Origin of the sequence: Pseudoduganella sp. RAF53_2 (assembly GCF_052113985.1) — a bacterium.
GTDB lineage: Bacteria > Pseudomonadota > Gammaproteobacteria > Burkholderiales > Burkholderiaceae_D > Rugamonas.
The window spans coordinates 1-13,642 of sequence record NZ_JBFRDW010000080.1 but is presented as its reverse complement, the minus strand read 5'-3'; the positions used below and the strand labels follow the sequence as shown (position 1 = coordinate 13,642).

The following is a 13,642-nucleotide window of genomic DNA, read 5'->3' as shown; positions in this document are numbered from 1 at the left end:
GGCAATGACTGCCTGAACTTCTCGCCGCTGGTGTATGCGCGCGGCCAGAAAAACATCGCCCTGACCGGCGACGACTGGACCAGTATTCTCGACGGCCAGGCCGGCGTGCCATTTGAAGATGGCMGCGGCAATGGCTGGTGGGGTATGAATCCGGCTGGCGCGCTGCCGGGGGCAATGAATCAGAACGTGCCCAACCCGAACAACGCCGAGTCGCTGGTGCCGAACGCCCCGCAGATGCACGTCAACTGGCGCGCCGACGGTACATTCCTGCCGATTCTGTCCGAAGCAGGCCTCCCCGTTGCGCGCCGAGTGTTCGGCCTGGGGCACTATCTGCGCCCCAGCATGATCGAATTCATCGACTGCGAAGATGTCCTGATGCAGGGCTACCAGGCGATTCATTCGCCGTTCTGGATTCATCATCCCGTTAATTCGCGCAATGTGCATTTCTCCAAAGTGCGCATGGACAGCATGGGGCCGAACTCGGACGGCTTCGATCCCGAGTCCTGCGACACGGTCCTGGTGGACGGCTGCCTGTTCAATACCGGCGACGATTGCATCGCCATCAAGTCCGGCAAGAACAAGGATTCGCAGTACGGCGCGACGCGCAATATGGTGATTCAGAACAGCGTGATGAACTGCGGCCATGGCGGAGTCACCCTGGGCAGCGAAATGGCAGGCGGTATCGAACATATATACGCGCAGAAGATCGAATTCCGCAATGCTTTCTGGGAGCGCGATCCGCTGGGCACCGCTATCCGCATGAAGACGAATATGAATCGCGGCGGTTATCTGCGCCACTTCTACGTGCGCGACGTAACGCTGCCCAACGGCGTCCAGACGCGTGGACGCTTCTACAAAACGCTGCCGGGTTCTCCGCTGGCGGGCAAAGCATCGACCAGCGGCGGCGCGGTCATCACCATCGACTGCGATTACGCGCCAAACGACGACAGCGTGCGCACACGGCCACCCTCGGTATCAGACGTGCACATCTCTAATGTCCGCGTCAGCAATGTCAAGACGGCTGAAGGGGATTTCTCCTGCTATCAGGCGATGGTCATTCTTGGTCCTGTTGCAGCAAGTTTCAACGGTGCCGCCGGTACGCCCATTCTGCCGGTGTCGAACATCAGCGTGAGCGATTCGGATTTCGGCACGCCGCGCAATGCCGAAGCGCCGTGGTTCACCTACAACGTGCAGGGACTCAAATTGAGCAAGGTGCGTATTGCGGGCAAGGAGTACAACGTATGATGAAGCGACTTCTGTTGCTGCTGGTGGCGCTGTGCGGGCTTGCGCAAGCGGCGCCTGTCGAGCGCTGGGGAACGGCGGAGATTGAGCTGGCCGGTCCGAGTGCCGGCAATCCCTTCATGGACGTGGATATCTCCGCAACTTTCACCCAGGGCCAGCGCACGCTGAAGGTGCCGGGCTTCTACGATGGCGACGGCAAGTACAAGATCCGCTTCATGCCGGATACCGTCGGCGAGTGGACGTATGAAACGCGCAGTAACCGTCCCGAGCTGAATGGCAGGAAGGGCAGCATCACGGCGGTCACGCCGACTGCGGGCAACCATGGCCCGGTGCATGTGAAGAACACCTGGCACTTCGCCTACGAAGACGGCACGCCATTCTGGCAGGTCGGCACGACCAGCTATGCCTGGGCGCACCAGACCGACGCGCTGGAGCGGCAAACCCTGCAAACGCTGGCATCGTCGCCATTCAATAAAATCCGCATGGCGGTATTTCCGAACCACGACGACAAGAACGTCCCGCCGCGCTACCCATTCGCCGGGCAGCCGCCCAAAGGCTGGGATTTCACGCGCTTTAACCCCGACTTCTTTCGCCATCTTGAACAGCGTGTGGGCCAGTTGCGGGACATTGGCATTGAAGCGGACCTGATCCTGTTCCACCCTTACGATAAGGGTTTCTGGGGTTTTGACCGCATGCCAGCCGATGTGAATGAGCGCTACCTGCGCTACATCGTCGCGCGCCTGTCGGCCTATCGCAATGTGTGGTGGTCGATGGCGAACGAGTTCGACTTCCTGAAACAGAAGACGATGGCGGACTGGGACAGCTATTTCCAGACCGTCCAGACCAATGACCCTTACCAGCACCTACGCTCGATCCACAACGCCTTCGTCATCTACAACCACACCAAACCCTGGGTAACGCACGTAAGCRTGCAAAGCGGCGCGATTGCCGAAGACTTCGAACGCGCGGTGCTGTTCCGGGACGTGTACAACAAGCCTGTTGTGTACGACGAGGTGAAATACGAAGGTGACTTCACGCGCCGCTGGGGCCAGCTCACACCGGAAGAAATGGTGCTGCGTTTCTGGGAAGGCGCGATTGCCGGCACTTACGTTGGCCACAGCGAGTCGTATCAAGAGCCGAACGGCATGATGTGGCTGGCCAAAGGCGGCATTATGCGTGGCCAGAGCCCGCAGCGCATTGCTTTCTTCCGCAAGATTCTGAGCGAGAGTCCGGCTGAAGGACTGGAGCCGATCGACAAATGGCAGGACTATCCCTTCGCCGGCAAACATGCCCAATACTATCTGGGCTACTTCGGCACCGGTAAGCCGGCCAGCTGGCCTGTGATGCTGTTCAAGACCGGCCTTCAGGACGGCATGAAGTTCCGCGCTGAGGTGATCGACACCTGGAATATGACGATCACCCCGGTGGATGGCGTGTTCGAGATCAGGAAGCACGACGATTACTACTTCGCCGACAAGGATGGCCGCAGCATTCCTTTGCCTGGCCGGCCCTACATGGCGGTGCGGCTGGTGAGGGTGCCATGAAGCGCGCCGCTCTCGTTCTCCTGGCCGCGCCGATGGCGGCGCATGCCGCGGTGCTGGGCCACATGACCCCGGCAGAACCGCTAACCGACGCACGCATCGCGAGCTTGCCTGCGGCAGAGCAGGGTGCCTGGCGCGCTTACCTGGCGAAGTCACAAGCGCAGCTGGACGTGGACCAGGCGGCGTTGGCGGCCGAACGTATTGTGGGTCCTGTTCCGTCCGCGCCGCCGTCCGGCAAGGCGGGCGGCGGCATGCCGCTGAATCGTCCGGCAGCCTGGTATGGCTCGCCGGAAGCGCGCCACGTGGCAGACAATATCATCAGCTTCCAGACGCCCGCAGGCGGCTGGGGCAAGAACGTGGACAGATCCGGTCCGGTGCGCGTACGTGGCCAGCACTACATCTCTTTCGAAGGCGCGAAGGAATCCTGGAACTTCGTCGGCACCATCGACAACGACGCGACCAGCACCGAGCTGCGCTTCCTCGCGCGCGTGCAGGCGCAGGCGCCCGGCGCCGCAGGCGAGACGTATCGCGCGGCGTTTGTGAAGAGTGTGCGCTACCTGCTCAATTCCCAGTACCCGAACGGCGGATTCCCGCAAGTCTATCCGCTGCAAGGCGGTTATCACGACGCGATCACGATCAACGACGATGCATTCTCCAATGTGCTGCAAGTGCTGCTGGATGCAGCTGCGCGGCAAGGTGACGATGCCTTCGTCACGCCTGAACTGGCAGGCGAAGCGCGCGCCGCGGCGGACAAGGCGATTCGCGTCATCCTGGCGTCTCAGATCGTGGTGAACGGTGTGCGCACAGGCTGGTGCCAGCAGCACGATGAGCTGACGCTGGTCCCCGCAGGCGCACGCAATTTCGAGCCGGTTGCGCTGAGCAGCTTCGAAACGGCGCGCATGCTGGATGTGCTGATGCGATTGAACGACCCGTCGCCTGACATTGCGGCAGCCGTGCGTGCCGGCGCCGCGTGGCTGGAACGCGTAGCGGTTCCTGATGTGGAATGGACGGCAGCCTCGCCGGATGCCGGCCGCAGGCTGGTAGTGAAGGCTGGCGCAGGCCCGCTGTGGTCGCGCTATTACGATATTTCGACCATGAAGCCGATTTTCGGTGACCGCGACCGCAGTATCCACGACGACGTCAATGAACTGAGCCTGGAGCGCCGCAATGGCTACGGCTGGTGGGGTAACGGCCCCGCCAAAACGCTCCAGGCCTTTGCGGCCTGGTCAGGCAAGCATCATTGATGTTCGCGGTAATTGGGCTGGGTGCCCTTATCCATGTAGTGATAAGTGCGCACCTTGTAGTCCACCGCGATCTTCGGATTGGTGATCAGACGGATCATCTCGGCGCCGGCAAGTAAGGTCGGGCCGTAGCCGTGCAGCGCATGGACGCTGGTTGGACGGTTGTAGTAGTAAGTCTGGTCGCCCGCGAACGTAGTGCCGACGCAAGTGCCTTCCACCTGGCCTTCCGCATTGATGCGCGCGGAAAGCGCCTGCCATCCGGCCTGCGCGATCGAGCCGTAAGTGGTCGGGCTCACCCAGCCTTCGTTGACCGCGTGTGCAATGCCGTACACGAACATGGCGCTGGCCGACGTCTCCAGATAAGAGTCATTGCGGTCGATCATTTGATGCCACAAGCCCGCGCCCGACTGCAGTTCCGCCACGCCTTTCAGCGTCTTGCGCAACTGCGCCAGCACTTTCGGATAGCCGGGATGGTTCTTAGGCAGCACGTCCAGCAGATCGGACATGGCCAGCACCGCCCAGCCATTGGCGCGTGCCCAGTAGAAGCGCGGCGCATCGGGATGGTTGATATTCCAGCCGTGGGTGTAAATGCCCAGCTGGTCATTGAACAGGTACTTCGACATATTCAGCACGTTTTTCACGGCGTCGTCGTAGTAAGCCTGCTTGCCCGTCATGCGACCGGCTTCCGCCAGCGCGGGCACGCCCATGTAGAAGTCATCGCCCCACAGCGACCAGGCTTGCGGACGGTTGCGCGCCAGCGTGCCATCCGTCAGGCGTACCTGCTTGTTGGCGACCCAGTCGGTGCAGGTGGCAATCTGCGGCGATAAATCCGGGCCGATCCTGTTGGCGCGGGCGCGCATCATGGCGGCGCAGTAGGAGCCTGCATCGTCCAGCGAACGCGGGTCGATCAGGCGCGCAAAGCTGTTATTGCGCTCCAGCTTGAACATCTCTTCCTGCTTTTTGAAGTAGGGGTACATCTGGACGACGAAGTTCAGATGGCGTTCCGTCATGGCGGTAAAGCGTTCGTCGCCCGTCACCTGGCGCGCCTTGATCAGGCCTGCGTGCACCACGCCCATTTCGTAGACCATGATGCCGAAGTCGCCTTGCGCAGGCTCGATGATCGCATCGGCTACCGGCGTGCTGAAATCGGTGATCGGCTGCCCCGTCTTTTTGCTGATCACGCGGGTCGGCGTGACCTTGTCCATGTAAGCGCGAATGCGGTTCAGGGACTCGGTTATTTCCGCTACCTGCGGCATCTTGTAGGGAATGGGATACGTGCCCTCGCCAACGTCCTTCAGGCTCTTGTTGTCCGGATTGCGGTAAGGCCCATCGGCGTAAGCGGCGTTGACTGACATGGCGAGTACCGCGCCAGCGAGGATAAGGCTGTAATTGCGTTTCACTTGCTTCCTTTCAGGCCGACAGGTTAGCGTCAGTGCGCTTGCCGGAGATGGTTACGTTTTCCAGCTTCATTCCCTGCACGTTGTACAGATAAAGCGGTTGTTCCTTGTTGACCGGATTGCCGAAGTCGCAGTCCTTGATGGTCACGCGCCGCACCGGCAGCACGTTCGGCATGGGTTGCGGGCCATTGTAGTCCGAGGCGACCGGGCCAAGAATCACTACGGCCTGGTAGCAGGAGCCGCTCTTGCCGCCCTTGCTGACATTGCCCACGGTGACGTTCGAGATATGGACATCCGATACTTCCGGTGGGCGTACCCGCACCGTATCTGCCGTCGGGGTGTAGTCGCAGTCGAAAGTCACCACAGCGCCGGCAGCCGTGGCCACGGTGCGCGAAGCGATCGGAGAGCCGGGCAGAGAAGCATAGAACGATGGGCTGATCTGCACGCCGTTTGGGATACGCACATTCTTCACGTAGAAGTGGCGCAGATAGCCGCCCCGGTTCATATTCGTCTTCAGGCGGATCGCCGTGTTAAGCGGATTGCTCGCCCAGTTCTTGTTCTCGAACACCAGATCGCGCGCAAACACATTCTCGATGCCGCCTGCCATTTCAGAACCCAGCGTTACGGCGCCATGGCCGCTTTGCATGGTGCAGCCTTGAATAACGATGTTCTGCGACGGGCCGAATTGCGTGTCGCGGTTCTTGCCTGCCTTGATCGCGATGCAGTCATCGCCGGTATCGAAGGTGCACTGGTCAACCAGCACGTGGTCGCAGGCCTCCGGATCGAAGCCGTCGCTGTTCGGGCCAAGACTCTCGGCGTGTACCTTGCGGATCACCAGATTGCGGCAATGGACGGGATGATGCTGCCAGAATGGCGTGTGGATGACGTGGTAGCCCTCCAGCAGCACATTGGTGCAGCCGATCAGGTGGATCATCGGCGCGCGCAGGTAATGGCCTTTGCCGAATACCCGCTGGCCGATAGGCACGCCCGCTTCGGACAGTGCCGGCAGATACTGCTCATCGTGGCTCCACTTATTGCCTTCGCCCTCGATCTGCTTGCGATCCGCCTCGGACAGCCACGGCGCCACTTTTGACAGCGGGGCATTGAGCGGATTCGGCGTCACTTGCGACAGCTGGCCCGCCTTGTGTCCGGGAATGGTGTTCTGCGACACGGCGTTCATGGTGCGGTTGCGGCCCTTCCAGGTCCACCAGCATTCGCCGTCGGCGTTGAAGGGAACGCCGCCCTGGCCGTCCAGCACGGAAGTCCAGTCTTCGCCGGTGAGGGCGATATTGTCCTCGTTGAAGGCGTAGATCATGGACGAGTAATTCAGGCAGTCGTTGCTCTGCCAGCGCGACAGCGTCAGCTTGCCGTTCGGGCCGCAGTCGTAATCGCCATACCTGGCGTAGTCTTCCGGCTTCTGCGAGAAGAACAGATGTGCGCCAGCCTGCAAATGCACATGCACGTTCGAGCGCAGCACCACGGGGCCGGCGCAGAACCAGTCGCCCTTTGGAATGACGACACGGCCGCCGCCGGCGGCAACACAGGCATCGATGGCCGCCTTGATGGCGGCATAGCAGTCCTTGGCGTCTTCCACCGGCGTCGGCAGCATTTCCTGTTCATCGTGCGACGCCCAGGCCTTCACCTTGCGCGTGGCGCAGGGCGCTGCGCCGAAATCAGTAATCAGGAAATCGCGCTTGGGGAAATTCAGCGGACGTTTCAGGCGGTTGACGATCGCGTCGGCGGTCAGCCACGGATCGCCCGACAGCCCGGCGCGCGCCGGCAGGGCGATCGCTGCGCCGGCGGTGGCCGCCAGCTTCAGCATCTCCCGGCGGGAAAAATTCGAAAAATGCATGCGTCTCCTCAGTTGTAGTATTTATTCAGCGCGGGGACGGCACGATGCAGTTCGCCGGCCACGATGCCGGAGAACAGATGCGCGCCTTTTTCACCGAGATGGGTGCGGTCGAATTTGGGATCGGGTTTCGGCGCTTGTGCCAGTGTGTCGGCTTCGTCCTGGCCCAGCTTCTGAACGGTGGCCTGGCTGTCGGCGTTCAGCTCAAGCAGCGGCGCGCGCGTCTCCCGCGCGGCATTGCGCGTGGCGGCGGCCCATGGCGCGAGGTCATTGCCGACATACTCGCCTTTGAAGGTGCGGCGCGTGAGTGGCGTAACGAGAACCGCCGTGGCGCCAAGCTCCTGCACCTCGCGGGCATAGCGCGCCATATTGACGGGGAATTCTTTCACTAGATCCGTGGAGCGGCCCGGCTTGCCCGGCTGGTCATTGTGGCCGAACTGGATCAGTACATAGGTTGGCCTGCCTCTGGACTCGCGCACCAGGTCCATGGCCTTATCCCACAAGCCTTCAGCGCGGAAGGACGAGGATGAACGGCCGCCTTTGGCAAGGTTGATGCATTCGACGGCGGGAGAGAAGCGGGCGCACAGTGCATCGCCATAGCCGCTTTTGGTGGCCATGGTCGAATCGCCGACGAGGATTACGCGCACATCAGCGGCGCATGCGGAAGCGGAAAGGGCCAGACCAAAGAGGGCGGCCGCCCATTGCGGAATACGCGAGGTCATAAAAATAGTGTCTCCATCTGGTTTTATGTTGGAGCACCTCGCGTACTCCGTGCCGTTATTGACGGGGGCCGCACGCAGGCGGCCGTGGTCTCACGGTCAGTATCTTTATCCGCGCGAGAAAGTGCGCGTCACACGTTCCAGGTGGGCGCGCATGGCCTGGCGCGCGCCGGCCGGATCGTGGTTTGCGATGGCCATGAAGATCTGGCGGTGGTCGCTCAGCGTTTCCTTGCGCAGCTCTTCGGTCTGGAAGTGTTCCTTCAACTTGTGCCACAGGCGGCCGCGCTGGTCCCACAGATAATTCATCACGCCAACCAGTGCACTGTTGCCCGTTGCGGCGGCAATCGCAAGGTGGAAATTGCGGTCCAGGTGCTCGTTGGTCGAGTAGTTGTCGTGATGGCGCTCCATCTCTTCCACGGCACGCAGGATGGTGTCGATGGCGCCATCGGTTGCGACCCGTGCTGCAATGGCGGCCACTTCGGATTCGATCAGGCGGCGCGCGGACAGCACTTCGAACGGACCAGGACCTGCTTCGGACAGCGACTTCGTTTCCTCGCTCTTCGTGCTCACATACACGCCGGAACCGCCGCGCACCTCAACAACGCCCGACAGTTCCAGCGCAATCAACGCTTCGCGCAAGGAGGCGCGGCTGACGGAGAGCTTGGCGGACAAGTCGCGTTCGGAGGGCAGGCGCTCACCGGCCGCGATGCCTTCATCGGCAATCATGGCCTGGATTTTGTCCGCCACCTGGCGGTACAGGCGGGTTTCGGGTGCGACGAGTTCGGGCAGTTTTTTAGGTGTCGCGTTCATGTTTGTTTTTTTCATGTATCTGTTGGGATGATTCTAAGGCGGTCAGACCAAATATGCAATGCGGACTAGCCAAAGTGAGTTATTTCCGCCATACTGAATTTAAGAAAACGGGCCAAAGCCACCATTATGACCTCTTCTACGCCACGCATCATACTAATGCACGAGGACGACAATGTTGCTATTGTTGCAAATGACGGTGGCCTGACCAGTGGCGCAAAACTGGAAAACGGATTGGTGCTGAAAGATGGTGTGCCGCAAGGGCACAAAGTGGCGCTGGCCGACCTGAAACAAGGCGACCCGGTTCGGCGCTACAACGTGACCATCGGCTTTGCCGCACGCGACATCCCTGCCGGCAGCTGGATCAGTGAAGCGCTGGTGACGCTGCCCGAAGCGCGCGCGCTCGACAACCTTCCCATCGCGAGCCACGCCGCGCCAGTCATGGAACCACTGGAAGGCTATACCTTTCAGGGTTACCGCAATCCGGACGGCAGCGTGGGCACGCGCAATCTGCTGGCCATCACGACCACTGTCCAATGCGTGGCCGGTGTGGTCGAACACGCGGCACGCCGCATCCGTGCCGAGCTGCTGCCGAAATATCCTAACGTGGAAGATGTGGTGCCGCTGGAGCACAGCTACGGCTGCGGCGTGGCCATCGACGCGCCGGACGGCGTGATTCCGATCCGCACGCTGCGCAATATCAGCCTCAATCCCAACTTCGGCGGCCAGGCCATGATAGTGAGYCTGGGCTGCGAGAAGCTGCAGCCACAGCGCCTGATGCCGCGGGGTGTGATTCCGATCAAAGGCAGCCTGGATGCGGACGTGCCGGTCGTCTGCCTGCAGGATGCTGCACATGTCGGATTCGAGTCGATGATCGATTCCATCATGGCGCAGGCAGAAGAACATCTGAAGGTGCTGGACCAGCGCCGCCGCGAAACCGTGCCCGCATCCGAGCTGGTGGTAGGCGTGCAGTGCGGCGGCAGCGATGCTTTCTCCGGCGTGACCGCCAATCCGGCGGTGGGTTATGCGACGGACTTGCTGGTGCGTGCCGGCGCCTCGGTCATGTTCTCTGAAGTGACGGAAGTCCGCGACGGCATCGACCAGCTGACTGCGCGCGCCGTGTCGCCCGAAGTGGCGCACGCCATGATTCGCGAGATGAAATGGTATGACGAATATCTGAAGCGCGGCGGCGTGGATCGCAGTGCGAATACGACGCCCGGCAACAAGAAGGGCGGGCTGTCGAACATCGTCGAAAAGGCCATGGGCTCGATCGTGAAGTCCGGCTCCGCGCCGATTTCGGGCGTGCTGCCGCCGGGTGAAAAGCTGAAGCAGAAAGGCCTGATCTATGCAGCTACGCCGGCATCCGATTTCATTTGCGGTACGCTGCAGGTGGCGGCAGGCATGAATCTGCACGTATTCACGACGGGGCGCGGTACGCCGTATGGCCTGGCGCCCGTGCCGGTGATCAAGGTCGCCACGCGCGACGATCTGGCGCGCCGCTGGCACGACCTGATGGACGTGAACGCGGGCCGCATCGCCAGCGGCGACGCCACGATTGCCGATGTAGGCTGGGAGTTATTTCATTTGATGCTTGATGTCGCCAGCGGGAAGAAAACCTGGGCGGAGCATCATCGTCTTCACAACGCGCTGGTCCTGTTTAATCCGGCGCCCGTAACGTAAAGGGAAACACCGATGCACAAACTGCTCTTCCTGTCCCTCGCTTTGCCGCTGGCAGCGACTGCTGCCGAGCGCATGACTGTCACTGTCATCAATGATCTCGATGCGCCGCGTCCTTCCGAGACGGTTGCCGTGCCGTGGACTTCCGTGAACACCGCATTGCCGGGCGCGCGCCTGCAGCAGATCGTGGTGAAGGACGAGAAGGGCAATGTGCTGCCTTATCAGGTGACCAATGTGGCGCCGCAGCTGAAGGACCCGAAGAACGTCGGCGCGGCGTATGGCGAGCTGCTGTTCCAGCACGATTTCGCGAAAGGCGAGAGGACCGCGCACTTCACGGTCGAGAAGATCGACGGCGTGGCGCCTGTGTTCCCGGCCAAAACTTTCGGCCGCTACGTGCCTGAGCGTCTGGACGATTTCGCGTGGGAGAACGACAGGATCGGCCACCGCATGTACGGTCCCGCGCTGGCCGCGCCGGCACCGGCCGGCTCGGGCAAGGAAGTCCTCGTCACCAGCGGCATCGATATCTGGTTCAAGCGCGTCAGCTATCCGATCGTCGACCGCTGGTACAACAAGGGGCATGACCATTACCACGTGGATGAAGGCGAGGGGATGGACATGTACAACGTCGGCACTTCGCGCGGCCTTGGCGGTACCGGCATCTGGGATGGTCAGCGCCTGTGGGCCGGCCGTAATTACGCGACGTGGAAAGTGCTGGCGAACGGTCCGGTGCGCACCGTGTTTGAAGTGACGTACGAAACCTGGGATGGCGGCGGCGTGGCCGTTTCCGAAACCAAGCGCATCTCGCTGGATGCTGGCCAGCAGTTCGACCGCGTCACCAGCGTTTTCCAGTTCGGAAAACCTGAACTGACCGTGGCTGTCGGCGTGAACAAGACGCCGTCGGACAAGGATCAGGATGCGAAAGTGGAAGTGGCCAACGATGCGGCCAGCGGCGCTGTGCTGCAATGGGTGCAGCAAAAGAGCAAAGGCGACTTTGGGACGGCGATTGCCATTGCCAACGGCAGCACGTCCTTCGCGCAGGACGACAAGAACTCCCTGCTGCTGGTCAAGGTCAAATCGGGCGAGCCGCTGCACTACCTGATGGGCGCCGCCTGGAACCGCGCCACCGACATCAAACGCATGGACCAGTGGCGCGCGCTGGTTGCGGATTTCGTCACGCGCGAACGCAACCCGCTCAAGGTCGCCACCGAGGCGAAGTAAGCTACAGCCGTCCTGCAACCCACACGCACGGCGGTGCCTTAACCTTCCGGGATATCGATGGCGCTGGTGGGCGCCGGGGGATTGACGTGGCGCGCCGGCGCCACGCCCTTACTGCTTAAGCCTTGGCAGGTGCGCCGGCTTTTTGCGAGCCCATTGCCAGCTGGATGACAGATGCGACGATGATGTTCAGGATCAGCGCCACCAGGCCGGTATAGATCGTGTAGCTTTCACCGCCCAGCATATAGGTGTGCACTGGTTTGATGCCGTCGGCCAGTGCCAGCCAGCTGCCTGCCACCAGGCCGGTCGCCCAGCCGGCCAGCAGGGCCGGTGCGCGATACCAGCTAAGCCACAGACCGAACACCACAGCCGGGAAGGTCTGCAGAATCCACACGCCGCCCAGCAGCTGCAGGTCCAGTGCGAACTTGGTCGGCAGGAACAGGATGAACACCAGCGCGCCCACTTTCACCACCAGCGAAACCATCTTCGCCACTTTCGCTTCGCCTTCCGGCGTGACGTTGGAATTGACGTAAGGCTTCCAGAAATTGCGGGTGAACAGATTGGCCGCACCGATCGACATCACCGCCGCCGGCACCAGCGCGCCAATCGCAATGGCCGCAAAGGCAAAGCCTGCGAACCAGCTTGGGAACAGGGCGTTGAACAGCGCCGGCACCACGTCGTTATTGGTGGCGACCTTCAGGTGTGCCGCATAAGCCATGAAGCCCAGCAGAGCGATCAGGCCAAGCAGGATGGTGTACGCAGGCAGGAACACCGCATTCTTGCGAATGGTATCGGCGCTCTTGGCGGCAAAGATACCGGTCAGCGTATGCGGATACATGAAGGCAGCCAGCGCGGAGCCCAGTGCCAGGGTGGCGTAAGGCAGCAACTGCGGCTGTTTCAGCGTCAGGCCGGTGTTGCCGCCTTTTGCAGCAAAGGCGTCGCTTGCGGCGCTGAACACGGCGCCGTAGCCGCCCAGCTTCGCAGGCACCAGCACCACGGCGACCAGCACCACGATGTAGATCATCAGGTCCTTGACGAAGGCAATCAGCGCCGGTGCGCGCAGGCCTGCGGAGTAGGTGTAAAGGGCCAGCACGATGAAGGCGGCAGCCAGCGGCAGTTCGCCCGTCAGGCCCAGTGCTTTGATGACCACTTCCATACCCACCAGCTGCAGTGCGATGTACGGCATGGTGGCGACCACGCCGGTCAGCGCCACCGCGAATTCCAGCGAGCGCGAACCGTAGCGGCCATACACCACGTCCGCCGCCGTCACGTGGCCGGCAGCGTGCGATGCCTTCCACAGCTTCGGCATGATGATGAAGACGATCGGATAAACGATGATGGTATAGGGCAGGGCGAAGAAGCCGTAGGCGCCGACTGCATATACCAGCGCAGGCACCGCGATCACGGTGTAGGCGGTATAGAAGTCGCCGCCGACCAGGAACCAGGTGATCCAGGTGCCGAAGTTACGGCCGCCCAGGCCCCATTCCTGCAGGTCGCCGCCGCCGTGTTCAGTGCCGCCGCCTTGCCAGCGGGAGGCCAGGAAACCCATCACAGTGACGAGCACGAAGAAGAAGATGAAGACGCCAAGCGCCACCCAGTTGATCTGCATGTCCATCATTCCTCTCCCTTGTTTTTGCCGTTCTTATAAACGATCCAGATCAGCAGGGAAGTGACTGGCACCCAGGCGAACTGGTACCAGTAAAAGAATGGGAAGCCGAACAAGCGGGGTTCCTCGATATTGTATAAAGGCGTGAGTAGCAGCCCGAGGAAGGGCAGCAGAAGCAGGATACGCATGGCATCTCCTCTATTAGAGAGTTTTTATTTAGTCCACCACTACGATCCGCCCTGACATTTCCTCGTGGCCGCTGCCGCAAAAGTTATCGCACAAGAAGTCGAACTTGCCCGCCTTCTGAGGAGTGAAACGTACTTCGGTCACCTTGCCCGGAGGTAGATC

11 protein-coding genes are annotated in these 13,642 nt (G+C 61.5%); 5 read left to right on the top strand and 6 right to left on the bottom strand.

All coding sequences use genetic code 11. The features are described 5' to 3' along the window. The 3 genes from AB4Z11_RS07370 to pelA form a co-directional block, all read left to right on the top strand. Positions 1-1,245: glycoside hydrolase family 28 protein (locus AB4Z11_RS07370; RefSeq protein ID WP_442023935.1), on the top strand; the 1,245-nt coding region annotated here is incomplete at its 5' end. Next, the gene (locus AB4Z11_RS07365; RefSeq protein WP_442023933.1) at positions 1,242-2,786 is read left to right on the top strand and encodes a DUF5060 domain-containing protein; all 1,545 of its coding nucleotides are present in this window, start codon (positions 1,242-1,244) and stop codon (positions 2,784-2,786) included. The genes AB4Z11_RS07370 and AB4Z11_RS07365, both read left to right, overlap by 4 nt. After that, complete coding sequence (gene pelA / locus AB4Z11_RS07360) at positions 2,783-4,027, top strand: pectate lyase (protein WP_442023931.1); 1,245 nt, start codon at positions 2,783-2,785, stop codon at positions 4,025-4,027. The genes AB4Z11_RS07365 and pelA overlap by 4 nt, the downstream gene beginning before the upstream one ends. Here the strand turns inward: pelA and AB4Z11_RS07355 are convergent. From AB4Z11_RS07355 to AB4Z11_RS07340, 4 genes are all read right to left on the bottom strand, one after another. Continuing rightward, positions 4,021-5,424, bottom strand: a complete 1,404-nt coding sequence (locus AB4Z11_RS07355; RefSeq protein ID WP_442023929.1) for a glycoside hydrolase family 88/105 protein — start codon at positions 5,422-5,424, stop codon at positions 4,021-4,023. The genes pelA and AB4Z11_RS07355 overlap by 7 nt on opposite strands. Before the next feature lie 10 nt (positions 5,425-5,434). Then, positions 5,435-7,273 (bottom strand): glycoside hydrolase family 28 protein, encoded by a 1,839-nt coding sequence (locus AB4Z11_RS07350; protein WP_442023927.1) that lies wholly within the window; start codon positions 7,271-7,273, stop codon positions 5,435-5,437. Positions 7,274-7,281: 8 nt separating this feature from the next. Beyond that, a complete protein-coding gene (locus tag AB4Z11_RS07345; RefSeq protein WP_442023925.1) occupies positions 7,282-7,992 on the bottom strand; it encodes a rhamnogalacturonan acetylesterase in 711 nt (236 codons plus the stop codon). A gap of 105 nt (positions 7,993-8,097) precedes the next feature. Next, positions 8,098-8,799: a FadR/GntR family transcriptional regulator gene (locus AB4Z11_RS07340; protein ID WP_442023923.1), complete on the bottom strand. Its 702-nt coding sequence runs from the start codon at positions 8,797-8,799 to the stop codon at positions 8,098-8,100. Between the two features lie 126 nt (positions 8,800-8,925). Here AB4Z11_RS07340 and garD point away from each other — a divergent pair, with 126 nt between their 5' ends. Beyond that, complete coding sequence (gene garD, locus AB4Z11_RS07335) at positions 8,926-10,476, top strand: galactarate dehydratase (RefSeq protein WP_442023921.1); 1,551 nt, start codon at positions 8,926-8,928, stop codon at positions 10,474-10,476. A 12-nt stretch (positions 10,477-10,488) separates the two neighbouring features. Continuing rightward, the gene (locus AB4Z11_RS07330) at positions 10,489-11,691 is read left to right on the top strand and encodes a DUF4861 family protein (protein WP_442023919.1); all 1,203 of its coding nucleotides are present in this window, start codon (positions 10,489-10,491) and stop codon (positions 11,689-11,691) included. 115 nt (positions 11,692-11,806) lie between these two features. On the opposite strand, the gene mctP is transcribed toward AB4Z11_RS07330, so the two are convergent. Continuing rightward, positions 11,807-13,303 (bottom strand): monocarboxylate uptake permease MctP, encoded by a 1,497-nt coding sequence (gene mctP / locus AB4Z11_RS07325; protein WP_442023937.1) that lies wholly within the window; start codon positions 13,301-13,303, stop codon positions 11,807-11,809. Next, positions 13,303-13,482, bottom strand: coding sequence for a DUF3311 domain-containing protein (locus AB4Z11_RS07320; protein WP_442023917.1), 180 nt, complete (start codon positions 13,480-13,482; stop codon positions 13,303-13,305). Before AB4Z11_RS07320 ends, mctP begins: the two co-directional genes overlap by 1 nt. Positions 13,483-13,642 lie beyond the last annotated feature (160 nt).